This is a genomic window from Bradyrhizobium sp. BRP22 (assembly GCF_020194175.1).
Lineage (GTDB): Bacteria > Pseudomonadota > Alphaproteobacteria > Rhizobiales > Xanthobacteraceae > Bradyrhizobium.
Map to the genome: position 1 here is coordinate 22,437 of NZ_JADYVX010000012.1, position 17,609 is coordinate 40,045.

General features: G+C 63.4%; 15 protein-coding genes and 1 riboswitch. Of the genes, 7 read left to right on the forward strand and 8 right to left on the reverse strand.

Translation table 11 applies throughout. The features are described 5' to 3' along the window. The gene (gene cbiB / locus I6F35_RS17325; RefSeq protein ID WP_225118899.1) at positions 1-972 is read left to right on the forward strand and encodes an adenosylcobinamide-phosphate synthase CbiB; all 972 of its coding nucleotides are present in this window, start codon (positions 1-3) and stop codon (positions 970-972) included. Here the strand turns inward: cbiB and I6F35_RS17330 are convergent. The 6 genes from I6F35_RS17330 to I6F35_RS17355 are packed head-to-tail and all read right to left on the reverse strand — an operon-like array spanning position 945 to position 8,728. Beyond that, positions 945-2,432 carry a cobyric acid synthase gene (locus I6F35_RS17330; protein ID WP_225118900.1) on the reverse strand — a complete coding sequence of 496 codons (1,488 nt, stop codon included), beginning with the start codon at positions 2,430-2,432 and terminating at the stop codon, positions 945-947. The genes cbiB and I6F35_RS17330 overlap by 28 nt on opposite strands. Beyond that, on the reverse strand, positions 2,432-3,061 hold the full coding sequence (cobO, locus tag I6F35_RS17335) for a cob(I)yrinic acid a,c-diamide adenosyltransferase (RefSeq protein WP_225118901.1): 630 nt from the start codon (positions 3,059-3,061) through the stop codon (positions 2,432-2,434). Before cobO ends, I6F35_RS17330 begins: the two co-directional genes overlap by 1 nt. Next, a complete protein-coding gene (cobN, locus tag I6F35_RS17340) occupies positions 3,058-6,768 on the reverse strand; it encodes a cobaltochelatase subunit CobN (RefSeq protein ID WP_225118902.1) in 3,711 nt (1,236 codons plus the stop codon). Before cobN ends, cobO begins: the two co-directional genes overlap by 4 nt. Positions 6,769-6,784: 16 nt before the next feature. Continuing rightward, positions 6,785-7,798, reverse strand: coding sequence for a cobalamin biosynthesis protein CobW (gene cobW, locus I6F35_RS17345; RefSeq protein WP_225118903.1), 1,014 nt, complete (start codon positions 7,796-7,798; stop codon positions 6,785-6,787). 13 nt (positions 7,799-7,811) lie between these two features. Continuing rightward, complete coding sequence (gene cobU / locus I6F35_RS17350) at positions 7,812-8,336, reverse strand: bifunctional adenosylcobinamide kinase/adenosylcobinamide-phosphate guanylyltransferase (protein WP_225118904.1); 525 nt, start codon at positions 8,334-8,336, stop codon at positions 7,812-7,814. Then, a complete protein-coding gene (locus I6F35_RS17355) occupies positions 8,333-8,728 on the reverse strand; it encodes a DUF1636 domain-containing protein (protein ID WP_225118905.1) in 396 nt (131 codons plus the stop codon). Before I6F35_RS17355 ends, cobU begins: the two co-directional genes overlap by 4 nt. A gap of 163 nt (positions 8,729-8,891) precedes the next feature. Next, positions 8,892-9,073, reverse strand: a riboswitch (cobalamin riboswitch). Between the two features lie 74 nt (positions 9,074-9,147). Here I6F35_RS17355 and cobT point away from each other — a divergent pair. Beyond that, positions 9,148-10,203, forward strand: a complete 1,056-nt coding sequence (gene cobT / locus I6F35_RS17360) for a nicotinate-nucleotide--dimethylbenzimidazole phosphoribosyltransferase (protein ID WP_225118906.1) — start codon at positions 9,148-9,150, stop codon at positions 10,201-10,203. A gap of 1 nt (position 10,204) precedes the next feature. Here cobT and I6F35_RS17365 read toward each other — a convergent pair whose 3' ends face one another. Further along, on the reverse strand, positions 10,205-10,843 hold the full coding sequence (locus I6F35_RS17365) for a GntR family transcriptional regulator (protein ID WP_225118907.1): 639 nt from the start codon (positions 10,841-10,843) through the stop codon (positions 10,205-10,207). 125 nt (positions 10,844-10,968) lie between these two features. Between I6F35_RS17365 and bioB the strand changes: the two genes are divergently transcribed. From bioB to I6F35_RS17385, 4 genes are read left to right on the forward strand one after another with little or no spacing between them, the layout of a single operon-like run. Further along, positions 10,969-11,973 carry a biotin synthase BioB gene (gene bioB, locus I6F35_RS17370; RefSeq protein WP_225118908.1) on the forward strand — a complete coding sequence of 335 codons (1,005 nt, stop codon included), beginning with the start codon at positions 10,969-10,971 and terminating at the stop codon, positions 11,971-11,973. 10 nt (positions 11,974-11,983) lie between these two features. Then, positions 11,984-13,138 (forward strand): 8-amino-7-oxononanoate synthase, encoded by a 1,155-nt coding sequence (locus tag I6F35_RS17375; protein ID WP_225118909.1) that lies wholly within the window; start codon positions 11,984-11,986, stop codon positions 13,136-13,138. Further along, positions 13,135-13,767 carry a dethiobiotin synthase gene (gene bioD / locus I6F35_RS17380; RefSeq protein ID WP_225118910.1) on the forward strand — a complete coding sequence of 211 codons (633 nt, stop codon included), beginning with the start codon at positions 13,135-13,137 and terminating at the stop codon, positions 13,765-13,767. The genes I6F35_RS17375 and bioD overlap by 4 nt, the downstream gene beginning before the upstream one ends. Continuing rightward, entirely contained in the window at positions 13,764-15,032 is a 1,269-nt protein-coding gene (locus I6F35_RS17385) for an adenosylmethionine--8-amino-7-oxononanoate transaminase (protein WP_225118911.1), read from the forward strand. The genes bioD and I6F35_RS17385 overlap by 4 nt, the downstream gene beginning before the upstream one ends. 70 nt (positions 15,033-15,102) lie before the next feature. Here the strand turns inward: I6F35_RS17385 and I6F35_RS17390 are convergent, their stop codons facing one another. Next, positions 15,103-16,050 carry a LysR substrate-binding domain-containing protein gene (locus I6F35_RS17390; protein WP_225118912.1) on the reverse strand — a complete coding sequence of 316 codons (948 nt, stop codon included), beginning with the start codon at positions 16,048-16,050 and terminating at the stop codon, positions 15,103-15,105. Positions 16,051-16,314: 264 nt separating this feature from the next. Here I6F35_RS17390 and I6F35_RS17395 point away from each other — a divergent pair, with 264 nt between their 5' ends. Then, entirely contained in the window at positions 16,315-17,505 is a 1,191-nt protein-coding gene (locus tag I6F35_RS17395) for an ABC transporter substrate-binding protein (protein WP_225118913.1), read from the forward strand. The last annotated feature ends 104 nt before the right edge of the window (positions 17,506-17,609 follow it).

The following is a 17,609-nucleotide window of genomic DNA, read 5'->3' on the forward strand; positions in this document are numbered from 1 at the left end:
ATGCTGAGGGGCAGCGAGACGATCGCGATCGTGGTCCTGGCGCTCGCAGTCGACGCACTCATCGGCGATCCGGATCTGCTGTGGCGCCGCCTGCCCCATCCGGTGGCGCTGATGGGCTCGGCCATCCACCTGCTTGATCGTGCGCTTAACCGCGAGCAATGGTCGGCCGCAGAGCGCAAGGCGGCGGGATGCGTCGCCACCGGTTTGCTGGTCGCGATCTGCGCGGCCCTTGGCTTGCTGCTGGAAAGTGTGCTGGGACAGACGCTCCTCGGGCAGTTAGCCCAGGGGCTTGTCGCTTCCATGCTGATCGCGCAGCGAAGCCTCTATCAGCATGTCGGACGGGTCCTGTCCGCCTTCACCGACGGCGGACTTGCCGAGGCAAGGCGCGCGGTATCCATGATCGTCGGCCGCGATCCGGAACAGCTCGACACCAGCGGCGTGTCGCGGGCGGCGATCGAATCCTGCGCGGAGAATTTTTCCGACGGCGTCGTCGCGCCGGTGTTCTGGCTTGCGCTGTTCGGGCTGCCGGGATTGTTGGTCTACAAGGTCGTCAATACCGCGGATTCAATGATCGGCCATCGCAGTCCTCGCCATGAATGCTTTGGCTGGGCGGCGGCGCGGTTTGACGATCTCCTTAACCTCGCTCCGGCACGGTTGGCCGCGGTGCTGCTCGCCGTCGTTGCGCCGATCGCAGGCGGCTCTGTCGCCAACGCTCTCAAAGTGACGTGGCGCGATGCTTCGAAACACAGATCGCCGAATGCGGGTTGGCCGGAAGGCGCCATGGCAGGCGCTCTCGGTCTCGCGCTGGCTGGCCCTCGCCGCTATGGCGATCGCGTCGTCGATGACCCCTTCCTCAACGCCGGTGCGCGGATGGATGCAGGTCCTGCCGACATTCGTCGCGCACTCAATCTGCTGATTGCCGCCTGCCTGCTGGAGGCGGCGATCTACGCGGCGCTGGCGTTGGTGGTCTGACGGCTCCTTGCGATCTCGAGCATGCGGTCGATGTCCAGATGCGCTTCCAGATGGTCGGCCAACGCATCGAGCGCCGCCTCGATCTGCGCCTCATAGGCAACAGATGAAGCGATGCCGAGATTGGCAAGCCACGCCTTGCGGAAGGCATCATTGACGAACAACCCGTGCAGATAAGTCCCCTGCACGCGCCCATCGGCCGAGCTGGCACCATCGGAGCGGCCATCGATCATGGCCACGGGGCGTGCACAATCTTCACCGCTGGTGCGGCCGAGATGGATCTCATAGCCCTCGATCGGACTGCCCGTGGCGCAGTGAGTGGCCCGTACCAACGTCGTCGATTTGTCGGCGTCCATCGTCGTGCTGATATCGAGCAGCCCGAGCCCCTCGACCGTGCCGGCCGGACCATCGATGCCATCGGGATCAGCGATCGTCCCGCCGAGCATCTGGTAGCCGCCGCATAGTCCGAGCACCTGGCCACCGCGCCTGGCATGTGCCTTGATATCGATATCCCAGCCCTGCGCGCGCAGGAAAGCGAGATCACCGATCGTCGATTTACTGCCGGGCAGAACCACGACATCGGCCTCGGCGGGGATCGGCTGCCCCGGCCGCACGAACACCAGCCTGACGCCAGGCTCCATGCCGAGCGGGTCCAGATCGTCGAAATTGGCGATGCGCGCGAGCACGGGAACGGCGATGACCTTCTGCGCGGACGAGGTCTGCGCGCGATCGAGGTCGATGGCGTCCTCGGCAGGCAGCCAGGCTGCCTGTGGCAGCCACGGCACCACGCCGAGCGAGGGCCAGTTTGTCAGATGCGTCACGGCCTCAAGCCCTTGATCGAACAATCGGGGATCGCCGCGGAACTTGTTGATCAGGAAGCCGCGAATGCGCGCGCGTTCTTCCGCCTCCAACACCGCATGGGTGCCGACGAGGCTGGCGATGACTCCGCCGGGATCGATGTCGCCGAGCAGCACGACAGGTACAGCGGCCGCTGTGGCGAAGCCCATATTCGCGATATCGCCTGCTCGCAGATTGATCTCGGCCGGGCTGCCCGCGCCCTCCACCAGCACGATATCCGCTGCTTGGGCGAGATGGGCGAAACTGTCGAGCACGGCAGGCAGCAGCGCCGCCTTCTTTCCGAGATAGTCGGCCGCGCGAAGCGTGCTGCGTCGTTTGCCCTGCACGATCACCTGCGCGCCTGTGTCGGTCTCGGGTTTGAGCAACACCGGATTCATGTGAACGCTGGGCTGCATCCGCGCGGCACGCGCCTGCACTGCCTGCGCGCGGCCGATCTCGCCGCCATCGACCGCCACCGCCGCATTGTTCGACATGTTCTGCGGCTTGAACGGCGCGACCTTGAGGCCACGCTTCACCAGCGCCCGCGCCAGGCCCGCGACAATGGTGGACTTTCCCGCATTCGATCCGGTGGCCTGGATCATCAGCGCCGGCGTCGGCCGCGCCATCAGAATTCTATCCCCTTCTGGGCCTTCACGCCGGCGCGGAACGGATGCTTGATCAGCGTCATTTCGGTGACCAGATCGGCCATCTCGATCAGCGATGCATGCGCGTTGCGGCCGGTGATGACGACGTGCTTGTCGGCCGGCTTTTCGTCACGGAGAAACGCAAGGATCTCGTCGATCGGAAGGTAGTCATAACGGAGGACAATGTTGAGCTCGTCCAGAAGCACCATGCGGTGACGATCGTCGCGGATCAGTTCCTTGGCGCGCTCCCAACCTTTCCGGGCGGCCGCAATGTCGCGCTCGCGATCCTGCGTTTCCCAGGTGAACCCCTCCCCCATCACATGCAAGGTCACGAGCTCCGGAAACCTGGCCAATAGCCGCGCTTCTCCGGTATCCCACTTCGGCGACTTCGTGAACTGCACCACTGCGACCGGATAGCCGTGACCGATATGCCGAAACACCATGCCAAGCGCCGCGGATGTCTTGCCCTTGCCGGTGCCGGTATGGACGATCAGCAGTCCTTTTTCGCCGGTCTTGGTCGCCATGATCTTGTCGCGCGCGGCCTTGTGCTTGCGGGCTTTCTCGCGATGGCGGGCATTCTCATCGTCAGCCGCGTGGGATGGATTCGTCATGCGATTTCTCTTTTCGTTTCATGCAGACTTTCGGCAATCAGATCCGCAGCGCGATTGGAACGTGGCATCCATAACCCACGCCGGATTGCCTCCGCGAACCGGGCAGCCATCTCGCGGAGTGCCGCCGGGTTGGACTGTTCCATGAAATGGCGCATGCGGTCGTCTTCGAGATAGGCCGCGAACAATTGATCGAAGTGGTGATTTGAGACCGCATCGGTCGAGGCGGCGAAGCCGAACAGATAATCCACGGTCGCCGCCATCTCGAATGCGCCCTTGTAGCCGTGTCGCATGACACCGGCGATCCATTTCGGGTTGGCGGCGCGGCCGCGCACCACGCGGGATATCTCATGCGCCAGTGGCCGCACGGCCGGCATCTCGGGCCGTGACGTATCGATATGCGCAATGCGCGGCGGCTTCCCACGCAATGTCGACACTGTTGCCGCCAGTCCGCCAATGAACTGATAGTAATCGTCGGAGTCCAGGATATCGTGTTCGCGGTTATCCTGAGCCTGCGCGATCAGGTCGACGTCAGTCAGCCGCGCGACAAGATCGTCACGGGCAGCGCTTCCTTCGGCCCCGGCGCCATAGGAATAGCCGCCCCAATCCAGATAGACGTCCGCCAGATCGGCGCGATCGTCCCAGCCGCCCTCATCGATCAAGGCTTGCAGCCCCGCGCCATAGGCGCCCGGCTTCGAGCCGAACACGCGATTGCTCGCGCGGCGCTCGGCGAGCTCACGCTCGACGCCGCTTGCTTCCAGCGCCTGCTGCCGTCGGCGAACATTGGCTGCGATCGGATTGGCGTCGTCGGGTTCGTCGAGCGCCGCGACCGCCGCCACCGCGCTTGCGATGATGTCCATCTGGGTCGGAAACGCGTCCCGAAACAGGCCGGAGACGCGAAACGTCACATCGATGCGCGGACGCTTCAGTTCGGACAATGCGGTGATCGCAAAGCCGGTCACCCGTCCGGAAGTTTCCTCCCACACGGGCCGGGCGCCGATCAAGGCGAGCGCCTGTGCAACATCATCGCCGCCGGTGCGCATGTTGGCGGTCCCCCAGGCTGACAACGCGATCGTGCGCGGCCATTCACCGGTTTCCTGCCAGAAGGATTCGACGAGCCGTTCGGCCGCCAACTGTCCGATCCGCCAGGCCGAGGGAGTTGGCACCGCGCGCACATCGACGGCGAAGAAGTTGCGGCCGGTCGGCAGCACGTCGGGCCTGCCACGCGTCGGCGCGCCCGACGGACCGGGTGGCACGAAGCGGCCGGCGAGCCCCCGCAGCAATGCCGACATCTCCTGCGACGGGCTCGCGTCGATGGCCGGACGCAATCTCGTCTCGATCCAGTGCAGTACGGCCGTCGTGCGCACCCACGAGGGATCCGGCTTCATCTCACCCGAGACCAGCCGCTGCGCCAGTTCTTCGATCCGCTCGACGGTGTCTCCTGTCGTGCGCCACAAGCCCGAGCCGAGCTCGGCCAGGACCGCGGGTCGCGGCCCGGTGAATGTGCCAGCGAGATCGCGGGCCAGCGGATCGAAATCGGCAAGCCCGAGATCGAGCGCCAGCGAGCGATGCAGCGAGGCGTCTTCAGGCTTGCGGTCCGAACGCGGGACTCGCGCAATCGAGACGAGCAGATCGGTGCATTGTTTCGCATCCGGCGCACGCCCGAACACGTGGAGGCCGTCGCGGATCTGCATCTCCTTGATGTCGCACAAATGCGCGTCGAGCGCGCGCAGCGCCTCGCCGACCGGCATGTCCCGCGTCAGGTTGACGTCGGCATCGAGCCGCTGCGCCCGTGCCATCGAAAGGATGTCCTCGGCGATGACGGCCGCGCGTTTCGGATCGAGATCGGTCGCAACAGAATACTCGTCCACCATCGATTCCAGCCGCGCCAGATCGTCATGCAGTCCGGCGCGGGTCACCGGTGGCGTCAGGTGATCGATGATCACCGCAGAGGAGCGGCGCTTGGCCTGGACGCCCTCGCCGGGATCATTCACGATGAACGGGTAGAGGTGCGGCAACGGGCCGAGCACTGCATCCGGCAGGCAATCGGCGGAGAGCCCGGTGCTCTTGCCCGGCAGCCATTCGAGATTGCCGTGCTTGCCGAGATGAACGATCGCGTGGGCGTCGAAGACGCGGCGCAGCCAAAGATAGAACGCCAGATAGTGGTGGGGCGGTAGGAGGTCCGGATCGTGGTAGGTGCTCTTGGGATCGATGTTGTAGCCTCGCGCCGGCTGCACGCCGACCACGATGTTGCCGAAGCGATGCAGGCCGAGACGGAACACGCCGTCGGCAACGTGCGGGTCATGCGCAGGGGCACCCCAACGTTCCGTCACTGCACGCTGAACATTGGGAGGAAGCGCGCCAAATTCCGCCTCGTATTCGGCGAGCGGCCATGACGCGCCGCCACACCGCAAGGCGCGGTCGCTGAGCGCATTGGTCGGTCCCTCCTGCACGAGCCGCATCATGCCGGCCGCGTCATCAGGCGCGCCGAAAATCTCGTACCCCTCGTTTCTCATCGCAGCGAGGATTCCGATCAGGCTTTGCGGCGTATCCAGACCGACGCCATTGGCGAGACGGCCGTCACGATTGGGATAGTTGGCGAGAATGATGGCGATCCGTCGCTCGTTCGCAGGCGTACGGCGCAGCCGCACCCACGCCGCGGCGAGATCGACCGTGGCCTGGACCCGATCCTCGACGGGCCGAAAGGCCGTCGGCGTGAAGGAGCCGAGGCTCTGTCCGGATTCCTTGAACGCTATGGCATTGGCGAAGATGCGCCCATCGACCTCCGGCAGGACCACATGCATGGCAAGGTCGCGCGGATTGAGGCCGCGGGTCGAACTTTCCCAGCTCTTGCGGGAGATGCCGGCCTGAGCGACCTGCAGCACGGGACAATCGGTCTCCGACAAGATCCCCGCATTCGCCCGCGCGGTCGCCGTCGCAAAGGCCGTCGCGTTCACGATGATGTCGGGCGGATGCGCGGCAAGCGCCGTGCGGAGAAATGCGATCGAGCGTTCATCCTTGAGGCTCGTGACATAGAGCCCGACCACATTGAGACCGCGAGCCTTCAGCGCCGAGCACAGTGTATCGATCGCGGCCGTATCGCCGCCCGCGACCAGGGCTCGGTAGAAGATCACGGCGGCGTTGGGGCGCTCATCGGCGGCAGGTTCGCCGTTCCAGAAACCGGCCGCCGGCATTGGCCGCGCCGAGGGCGGCCGGTCGCCGTGGCCTATCAGATGCCCGGCGAAGCGAAGCGCCAACTGCGCGTTGTCGACTCCGCCTTCGGTGCAATAGCGCCACAGTTCATAAGTCGCGTCGGCATCCAGCGTGCCGCGCGCGGCCAGCGCTGCGTTCCATTCGGTTTCTCCGGGAAGGCAGGCGAACAACGTCCCGCGCCGGATCGCATCGCGCCGAAGGCTTTCGACGCCATGCGGCCAATAGCTTTCCCCGCCGAGCATCCTCAGCACGACGATCTTCGCCTCATTGAGCGTGCGCTCGACATAGAGATCGACAGAGGCAGGATGGCCCAGAGCCAGCAGATTGGTGAGGCGAAGGCTTGGGAAGTCCGAAGGCAACGCCGCATGCGCAGCGCCGAACGCCGCAAGATCACTGTCCGCGGCGGACAGTATGACGATGTCGGCGGTTTCCTGCCCGAGGTCGCGAGCGACGTCGCCGTCATCGATGCTGCCGCCGCTGTCGAGTTTCAGATGCATGCTCGCCCTTCAAAGGCTATCCGGCGAGCGTGCGGCGTGCTGCGTCGGCGTCGAAGCCTTTCAGGCCGATCACGACCAGATGCTCGGCCTGTTTGGCATCGGGTCGCGCAAAGGCCAGTTCGACACGGCTGCCGACCGCCTGCACAACGATTGGCGCAGGCTTTTCCGCGATCCTGGCATGGCCCTTGACGCGCAGCACGCCCGCCAGACTCAGGACGTCGCTGACCCGCGCGCGCATCGCCTCGATGCTCTCGGCTACCGCGGGCATCACGACAATGCTGTCGAAATCGTCGTGGTCGTGCTCTTCTTCCTCGCCATGATGGCCTGCCCGGGCAGCGAGGTCGTTCTCGGCGTCGGCCTTCATCCCGATCAGCACGTCAGGAGCAAGGGCTCCGTGGGAACGGACGACGCGAACGCCCCGCCTCAGTTGCGCGCCAAGCCGGCCTTCGATGTCAGCGAGCACATCTGGCGACACCAGATCGCTCTTGGAAAGGACCACAAGATCGGCGCAGGCGAGTTGATCCTCGAACACTTCCTCGATCGGGTCGTCGTGATCGATTTCCGCGTCCGCCGCACGCTGAGCCGCAACTGCATGTTCGTCGAGCACGACGCGTCCCTCGGACAGCGCCAGCGCATCGACGACGGTGACGACACCATCGACAGTCGCGCGCGTGCGGACCGCGGGCCACGCGAACGCCTTCAAAAGTGGCTGCGGCAGCGCCAGCCCGGAAGTCTCGATCACGATCGCATCCAGCGGCTGGTCGCGCGTGAGCAGCTTGTCCATGGTCGGAATGAAATCGTCGGCGACGGTGCAGCAGATGCAGCCATTGGTCAGCTCGACGATATCGCCCGGCGCACACGCCTTGGCTGCGCATTCCTCGACAAGACCGCCGTCGAAACCCGCATCTCCGAACTCGTTGACGATAACGGCGATGCGGCGGCCATCGGCCTGCGTCAACAGCGAGCGCAACAGCGTCGTTTTTCCGGCACCGAGGAATCCGGTCAGCACGGTGACGGGAACACGGGACATGTTTCAGGACTCCTTAGGAAGAACGTTTGAGCCACAGCGGAAGGCCCGCCACGACGAACACGACATTCGGAACGCTTGAGGCGACCATTTGATTGAGACGGCCCTGCGCATCGCGGAAATCGCGGCCGAGCCTGCTTTCGGGAACGATGCCGAGACCGACCTCGTTCGACACCAGGACGACAGGACTTGCAGCAACGCCAAGAAACTGCACGAGACGTTTCGCCTCGCCATCTACATCACGTTCGGCGAGCATCAGATTCGAGAGCCACAACGTCAGGCAATCCACCAGAACCGCGCGACCGGGCCGCGATACCTGCGTCAGGACTTCGATGAGCGCCAGCGGCTCCTCCACCGTGGTCCAATCCAAGCCGCGCCGGTTGCGATGATGCGCGATCCTGTCCTTCATCTCGCCGTCATCAGGCGTCGCCGTTGCCAGATACACGGCCGCAAGGCCGCTTTCGGCGATCATCCGCTCGGCAAAGGTGGATTTGCCCGAGCGTGCGCCTCCCAGCACCAGCGTGGTCGAGAGCGATGTCATTTCGGGGCGCTGCCATCTTCGGGCGACCAGCGAAGGGGCGGCAGCCGCGCCACCATCCCCTTGCGCAGGATTTCGGCGCGCTCGCGCCATGGCACCAGGCCATACATCGACTTGCGATAGGACTCGACGAAAGACATGACGGCGACAGCACCCTCGGGCTGAAGGTCGCCGAACAGGAATGTGTAACCGTCCGAACTCGAAACCGCCACCGTGGTCGGCCGCTTGCATACGCTGAGGCACTGCACGCGCCGCACCTGAACGGAGCCATTGTGCTCGGCCGCGGCGGCGTTGACGGCGTCGAACATCGCCGGGCCTGCCAGCACGCCGTCGGCCGTCTTGCAGGTGACGCAAACGCTCACGACGACGGGGCCGCCGGGCGCTGCGGCTGGCACAGTTTCATCCGGGCGAGGATCAGAATCTTGCTGATCGAAGTCGTTGCGATCCATCACAATGCTTACGTCTGGCCATGACGGCCGCGAGCTTTGTTGGATCGCGTTCGACGGTGGAACGACCATCGAACTCATTCCGTCCGGTGCACCCCGCCCGACGAACCTCCAAAGCACAGTGCGCGATGGCAGGTCTCCTGGCTCGCGGGTCGTCGCCTCCCGCCGCCTTCCCGGTCATCCCAGTGGCCTCGGCTTTGGCTCGCCGCTTACAGTTGCGGGGGCAGCGCCGGCATTGCACCGGCTTCCCTTTTTCACCTTCCCGAAGGAAGGACCATCGTTGCCACGCTAGCTGTCCCTGCGACGGCGGTCAACCGCGGTTGACCCACCCGCCTCCTTCGGTCACTTAAGGCGCGCACGAGGAGCCCATGACCTTCCAAATTCCATCAGACTGGCAAATCCCCACGATCACTCCCCTCGATCAGGCGCTTGCCAGGACGATGCGCACGCGCATCGACGGCAAAGCCAAGCCGCCGGGCTCGCTCGGACGGATCGAAGACCTGGCCGTGCAACTCGGCACGATCGCCCATCCATCCCCTGCGGCGTTCCAAAACGCCGCTCTGCTCGTGTTCGCCGGCGATCATGGGCTGACGGAAGAGGGCGTTTCGCAATATCCCTCCGCCGTGACGGCCGCGATGGTGAGGACCTATCTCGCAGGTCGCGCCAGCGCCAACGCCTTTGCGGCCGCCTCAGATGTCAGGGTCCGCGTCGTGGACGCCGGCGTCGCCGGCGAGTTGCCTTCGCATCCCGACCTCCTCGACATCAAGATTCGAGCCGGCACTGCGAATTCTGCGCGGCAGGCGGCCATGTCGCCTCAAGAAGCGCACAAGGCACTCGCTGCCGGTTTTGCGATAGCTTCCGCTGAGATCGAGGCAGGCGCCGACATCATCGCGCTTGGCGAAATGGGAATAGGCAACACGGCGTCTTCAGCGCTTCTGGTGCATCGGCTGGCGCCCGCTCCCTTGGATGACTGCATCGGCGTCGGCGCCGGCCAGGACGAGCCAGGCATGGCGCGTAAGCGCGCCGCCATCCACAAGGCGGCCAATCGCAGCGACGTCACCGCGCCGTTCGATGTGCTGAGGGAATTTGGCGGCCTGGAAATCGCGATGATGGCGGGCGCTGCGCTTGGCGCCGCATCACATCGGCGCCCGGTTGTCATTGACGGGTTCATTTCGTCCGCTGCCGCCCTTGTTGCCGTCCGGCTGGCGCCGGCGGCGCGTGACTATTGCGTGTTCGCGCATCGGTCGGCCGAAAAGGGTCACGATATCGTATTGACGGCCCTTCAGGCGCAACCGCTGCTCAATCTCGACATGAGACTCGGCGAGGGCACCGGCGCGCTGCTGGCGGTGCCGCTGCTGCGCGCGGCGTCCCGCCTGCTGACCGACGTCGCCGACCTCAGCGATGTGCTCGAGGGAAGGATCTAGCCTACGGCGCGGGAATTGCGAGCCGCTCGATGGTCTGGATGTGACGCGCGAGGAGGCTACAGGCTTGATCCACGTTGCGTGCCCGCAATGCGTGCAGGATCAGGCGGTGATCCTGATTGGACCGCGGCCGCCAACCGGCGTTGCGGGCCATTGCGAACACCAATCGCGAGTTTGCAAGCTGCAAGCCGTCGAGGCTAGCGAGCAGTCGCGGCATCGCGCAGGGGGCCACCAGCGCATGATGAAAGGCACGGTTGGCGGCCTCAAATTCGTGGATCGTCTCGGCGTTATCTGCCTCAATCAACGCCAGCTCGATACGCGCCAGATGAGCTGACGTCAGCTTCGGCGCGGCGTTCCGCAGCGCGACGACTTCGAGCGCCGCACGCATCTCGGCAATTTCCTTCACCGAGTTGGTATCGAGCGGCGCAACGCGCACCCCGCGACGGGGCACAGCGACGACAAGATGCTGAGCTTCCAGTTGGCGAAACGCTTCCCGCACCGGCACATGGCTCGAACCGAATTCCCGCGCAATGTGGTCCTGCCGAAGCGGCGCATCCGGCTGCAACGTGCCGTTGATGATGCGCGCCCCGATTGACTCGGCAATACGCCCCGCCGTGGTCGTGTTCTCATCACCAGCGATCATAGATTATCTATCATAAAAGCGCGTGCGCCTGTCAACGCCCTCGGCTAACATCAATCTTAGATAAGGATCATAGATAATATACCAATTTATCTATGAAATCGTCCCGTGAGAAAGGCAGGTCTTCTATGGTTCATGCGGTGAAAGCGAAGCGGAGCGACAGCCATGAAACAGTCCGCACTGACTGGGACCGCGCAGAGGCCGAGGCACTCTACGCCCTGCCGTTTGCCGACCTGATGTTTCAGGCTCAGAGCATTCATCGCAGCAATTTCGATCCGAACCATGTCGAGACGGCAAGCCTGCTCAGCATCAAGACAGGAGGTTGTCCGGAAGACTGCGGCTACTGCTCACAGAGCGCACATTACGACACCGGCCTGAAGGCCACGCGCCTGATGGACAAGGCGGACGTGATTGCGACCGCGCAGCGCGCGAGGGACGCCGGCGCTACCCGCTTCTGCATGGCCGCCGCCTGGCGCAATCCGAAGGACCGCGACCTCGAGAAGGTCTGCGAGATGGTGAGCGCCGTGAAAGGTCTCGGCATGGAGACCTGCGTCACGCTCGGCATGCTGACCCCCGATCAGGCCGCGCGGCTCTCCGAAGCCGGGCTCGACTTCTACAATCACAACGTCGACACCTCGCCCGAGTTCTACGACAAGATCATCACCACCCGCACTCTCAAGGATCGGATCGACACACTGGCGCATGTGCGCGATGCCGGCATCAAGGTCTGCTGCGGCGGCATCGTCGGCATGGGCGAGCGCGTTGACGACCGGCTGGGCATGCTGGTCCTGCTCGCCAATCTGCCCGTTCATCCGGAGAGCGTGCCGATCAACCTCTGGAACGAGGTCAAGGGCGTTCCGGTCAACGACACCGCGGAGCGGCCCGATCCGATCGCGCTGGTGCGGCTGATCGCGGTCGCCCGCATCCTGATGCCGAAGAGCGTGGTGCGACTCTCCGCGGGACGGCAATACATGAGCGACGAACTTCAGGCCCTCTGTTTCCTCGCCGGCGCAAACTCCATCTTCATTGGTGACGTCCTCCTGACCACCCAAAACCCGCAGCGCGATCGCGACGCGAACCTGCTGGAGCGGCTCGGCGTGACGTCCCGGCTTAGCCAAGGCCAGGTCGCATAGGATGTGACCAATGAACCCGGTCCATCTGGACAAGACCACTGGTTATGTCGCTGCTTTGCAGGCCTTGAAAGACGACGACCGGCTGCGCGGCCTCAGGCCCCGGGCCGGCATCGATTTCGTATCCAACGACTATCTCGCGCTGGCGAGCGCACCGCGCATGAAAAAGGCCATCGCGACCGCGCTCGAGGCCGGCACGCCGGTCGGAAGCGGAGGGTCGCGGCTTCTGCACGGAAATTGCGAGGAGCATGAAAGCCTGGAAGCAGAGGCTGCCCGGTTCTTCGGAGCCGAGACGGCGCTGTTTTTCGGCAGCGGATATCTGGCAAACTTTGCGCTTCTGACGACGCTGCCGCAACGAGGCGATCTGCTCGTCCTCGATTCTCTCGTACACGCCAGCATTCATGAAGGGGCGCGGGCCGGCCGAGCCGAGCATTCCATATGCGTCCACAACGATCCAGGGTCGGTCGAAAACACGATACGCGAGTGGCGAGCCAAAGGCGGTATCGGCCGCGTCTGGATCGTGGTCGAAAGCGTCTACAGCATGGACGGCGATGTCGCACCGCTTGAGGAACTCATCGCGACAGCCGACCGGCACGATGCATTCCTGGTCGTGGATGAGGCGCATGCTACGGGCGTCTACGGTGAGCATGGACGAGGACTGACAGCTCCCTATGAGGGGCGCGAGAACCTGATTGTCATTCATACCTGCGGCAAGGCGCTGGGTGCCGCCGGCGCGATCGTCACCGTACCGCGCGTGCTGCGCGATTTCATGGTCAATCGGTGCCGTCCGTTCATTTTCACCACCGCACCGTCGCCCCTGATGGCGGTCGCCGTGCAGGAGGCACTCCTCATCCTGCAGCAGGAACCCGACCGGCAGCAGCGTCTTGCCAACCTGGTTGCGTTCACGCATCGAGAGCTTGCCATACGCGGCAGCCGGAGTCCGTCACACTCGCAGATCGTGCCGTATATCGTTGGCGACAATGCGCGCGCGATGGCGCTGGCGTCCGCGATGCAGTCTCGCGGGTTTGATATCCGTGGAGTGCGGCCGCCAACGGTGCCGGCAGGAACGGCACGGTTGCGGATTTCGCTAACCCTGAACGTCAGCGAGGATGACGTGCGGGCCATGCTCGATGCCCTGTTCGAAGAGACGAAGGGCAAGTGCCAGTGAGCCAGCGCATTGTGGTGACCGGGACGGACACCGGGATCGGCAAGACGGTCTTCGCGGCAGGCCTCGCGGGCTTTCTCGGCGCCCACTATTGGAAGCCTATTCAAGCGGGTCTCGATGGCGGGACCGATTCCCAGCACGTTGCGCGACTGAGCGACCTTCGCGACGATCGCATCGTGCCAGAGCGTTACCGTCTCGAGACACCCGCTTCGCCCCATCGAGCTGCGGAGATCGACGGAGTGCACATCGACGCGGAGTCGCTCGAGGTGCCTTATACCGGGGAGTGCCCGCTGGTGATCGAGGGCGCGGGCGGGCTGATGGTGCCGCTTGGCGGCAGCAGACTGTATATTGACATCTTTGCGCGCTGGCGGCTTCCGGTCGTGCTTTGCGCGCGCACCGCGCTCGGCACCATCAATCACTCGCTTCTGTCGATCGAAGCGATGCAACGCCGCGGGATCAATATTCTCGGCATCGCATTCGTCGGCGACGAGAACACAGATAGCGAGAACATGATTTGCAGGATCGGACGGACACGAAGGCTCGGACGATTGCCCTGGCTTTCTCCTCTCGACGCGGACACGCTGCGTGCGGCATTCGAATGCTCGTTTGACCGCGACGATTTCAAGCAATGATGCCGGGAGAGAAATCGCGGATCTGGCATCCATTCACGCAGCACGCGCTGCAAGGCGCGATGACGAAGATCGTGCGCGGCGAAGGCGCGTATCTGTATGCCGCAGATGACCGTCGCATCATCGATGCAATCGCATCATGGTGGGTCGTGACCCACGGCCATTGCCATCCGCATATCGTCGGTGCCATTCAGAAACAGGCAGAGCAGCTCAACCAGATCATCTTTGCCGGCTACACGCACGAGCCCGCCGAAGAGGTTGCCGCACAACTTCTGAAACTTGCGCCCCGGGGTCTCGACTACGTGTTCTTCTCCGACAGCGGATCGACCAGCGTGGAGGTCGCGCTGAAGATGGCGCTCGGTTATTGGCACAATATCGGCGAGCCGCGGTCGCGCATCGTCGTGATGCAGCACTCCTATCACGGTGACACGATAGGGACGATGTCGGTCGGCGCGCGTGGCGTATTCAATTCGGCATATGAACCATTGCTGTTTGACGTCACCTCAGTCCCGTTTCCGGAGTGCGGTCACGAACAGGAAACGCTCGACGCACTCGAAGCTGCGTGCCGGAACGAAAATCCGGCGGCCTTTATTGTGGAGCCGCTGATCCTGGGCGCAGGCGGGATGCTGATGTATCCTGCGTGGGTGCTCAGGGAGATGAGGCGCATCTGCCAAGCATGGGGCGTCCTCTTCATTGCCGATGAGGTCATGACAGGCTGGGGCCGCACGGGAACATTGTTCGCGTGCGAGCAGGCAGAGGTGTCGCCTGACATCGCCTGTTATTCCAAGGGTCTCACGGGCGGATCACTTCCGCTCGCGGTGACACTCTGCCGCGCAGATATCTTTGACGCGCACTATTCGAAGGATCGCACCCGCACGTTCTTTCATTCGAGTTCTTATACAGCAAATCCGATTGCGTGCGCCGCAGCGAAAGCGAATCTGGATCTCTGGCAGGACCAGGCGATCCGAAACAATATCGCTGGCGTGGCGGCGATGCAGGAAAAGGGAATTGCACGGTTTCGCGCGGACGCTCGCTTCAGAAACGTCCGCCGGACCGGCACCATCACGGCACTTGACTTGGAAGTGGCTGACGGCGGCGGCTATCTTGCCAGCGTCGGTCCGAAGCTTCAGGCTTTTTTCTCCAGCCGAAACCTCTTGCTGCGCCCACTCGGAAATACGATCTACGTTATGCCTCCATACTGCGTTACGGCGGCCGACCTCAACGAGATCTATACCGGCATCAGCGACGCCGCCGACGTGCTGGCTTGAAGGTGGCGAAACCTCGCGAACCTTCGACCGTTCTCGCCGGGAGGAAGCGCAGAGAGAACCAGGACCGCAGTCAACGTTCCGCAGCGAGCTTGTCGCCGTGCAGCTTGGCCCGCCAGGTGCCTTGCTCGACCATCTCGGCAATCAGATCCGCCATGATGCGGGCGACGGCTTCACTGCCCCGAGCGTTCATGGTTCGTTGCGAAACCACGACGGCGAGGGTCCATGAAGGCACCGGGTCGACGATGGGAATTGCCACCATCTCGCCGCGCTTGAGCTCATCCGTGAATGCAAAATGCGGCATGACCGCCATGTAGTTGGCATTGCACACCAGCTTGCTGATCGCAGGCAGGCTGTCGCAATCCTTCACCGTGAGCGTCACATCGTGACGCGCCGCGAGTTGCTCGATCACGACGCGCAGCACGTTTGGCCGCCCAGGCAGCGCGATACGATCGGTTGCGAAGACCTTCCTGAACGGAACCGATTTCCGTCCGGCCATCGGATTGTCCCTGGCGACGAACAGCATCAGGTCCTCGGTCATCATCTCGGTCCAGGCGACGTGCTCGAACGCCTTGTGATTATACAGCAGAGCCACGTCGAGCCTGCCCGCCTGGATCAGTTCATCCAGGAAGCCGGTCATGGCCTCGACGAGGTGCAGCGTGACGTTCGGAAGCCGCTTTGCCATCACCTCGAACAGCGGCAATGAAAGTCCTCTCGCCGCGGATGTAGGTAGCCCGACGGAGACGCGCCCCGATGGCGCAAGCGTTTGCGAACGCACGTTCTTCTTGGCGTGATCGACTTCATCGAGGATGCGGCGGGCGTGATCGTAAAGTTGCTGGCCGTGCTCGGTGGCCGTCACCCCGCGCGCATGCCGTACCAGCAGGTCGACGCCGAGTTCCTCTTCCAGTTGCTTGATCTGTTGACTGAGGGAAGGCTGGGCGATGCGCAGCACCTCAGCCGCGCGCGAGACATTGCCGCTCTCGAATATCTGCACAAAGTACCGAAGCTGGCGAAGATCCATTGCGATTGAGACGCTTCAGTATGTCACTGCCAGCCTGCTCTCAAATTGAGCATCAGCGAAAACCTATTGCCTAGCGGAAGATATAGCGCATTGAAATCAATCATTTCCATCACGTCAAGCTGCTTGAAACGAGAGCATGCAACGTGACATAGGTTTCTCCTATATCACACCATTGGAATTTGATCTTGGTTCTCGAAGTTTTTTTCTCGTTAGCTGCCAACAAGAGGGGCGTTCGTTTCAGCAAAAGACATCGGGAGATCAGTTATGGGTTCGCGAATTGGGGTTGGCGCCGGGCTCGCGGCGGTGACGATGATGAGTTTGTTGTCGGCGGCGGTTGCCGAGCAGATGCCTTGCATTGGCAACTCGTCAGCCACGACCGGCCCCGCGGCCTTCGGCGGGCAGGCCATCAAGATGGGTGCCGAGATCGCCGTCGAGGAGATCAACGAGAAGGGCGGCGTGCTGGGCAAGAAGCTGAACTTCGTTCAGTACGACGATGCCGGCGCGCCGCCTCGCGGCGTCGACAACACCCGCCGCATCGCACTGGCCGACAAATGCATTGCGATGCTCGGCGGCTACCACTCGACGGTCGCTGTGGCGCAAGCTGAACCGGTCAACGAGATCGGCATTCCCTATGTCGGCGTGCTCGCGGCCAATACGAAAGCGATCGAAAACGGCCGCAACCCGAATTTCATGTTCCGCGTCTCCGCCAAGGACAAGTGGGTCGCGCGCTATCTGGTCGATCAGGCGCTGAAAGTCTCGAAGTCGGGCAAGGTCGCATTCTTTTATGAGAATACCGGCTGGGGCAATGGCGCGATCGTCGACGTGAAGGATGCGATGGCGAAGAAGGGCAAGGAGCTGGCCGCAGCCGAGACCTTCAACTGGGGCGACCAGGACATGTCGCCGCAGGTTATCCGCGCACGTGACGCCGGCGCGGACGTCGCGCTGTTATGGGCGCTCGATCGCGAGGGCAATCAGATCCTGCGCTCGATGGACAAGGTCGGCTGGAAGCCCACCATCATCGGCGCGTGGGGCATTGCCGGCAACCTCGGAGAGCTGGCGGGGCCTCTCGCCAACGGCGTCGAGGTCATCCAGACCTACACTTTCATGGGGTCGATGGACGCCAAGAAGCAGGCGCTGTGGGATAAAGTGAAGGCCAAGTATGGCCTGAAGGATCCCGCCGAGATCAAGATGGGCTCGGGCGTCGCCAATGCCTATGATGCTGTCCACATCATCGCCAAGGCGATCGAAAAGGCACAATCCTACGATTGGGAAAAGGTCCGCCAGGCCCTCTATACCGTGAACTATGACGGTCTGGTTGCCGAATACAAGCCGGCCTTTGAGGCGTCCGATCCCGAACGTCAGGACGCAATCCTGCCCAAATACTACAAGCTCACGGTGTGGGTCGACGGGAAGCTGTTGCCGATCGAGCAGACAGCTTACGGCAAGACGAATTAACAAGCACTTCCAGCGTTGCGGACTCCTCCTGAGCGCCCGCAACGCCAGCCGCCGTACCCAGCATCAATCAATTTCATGATCGCGCTACGAATGGCATCGTCCGA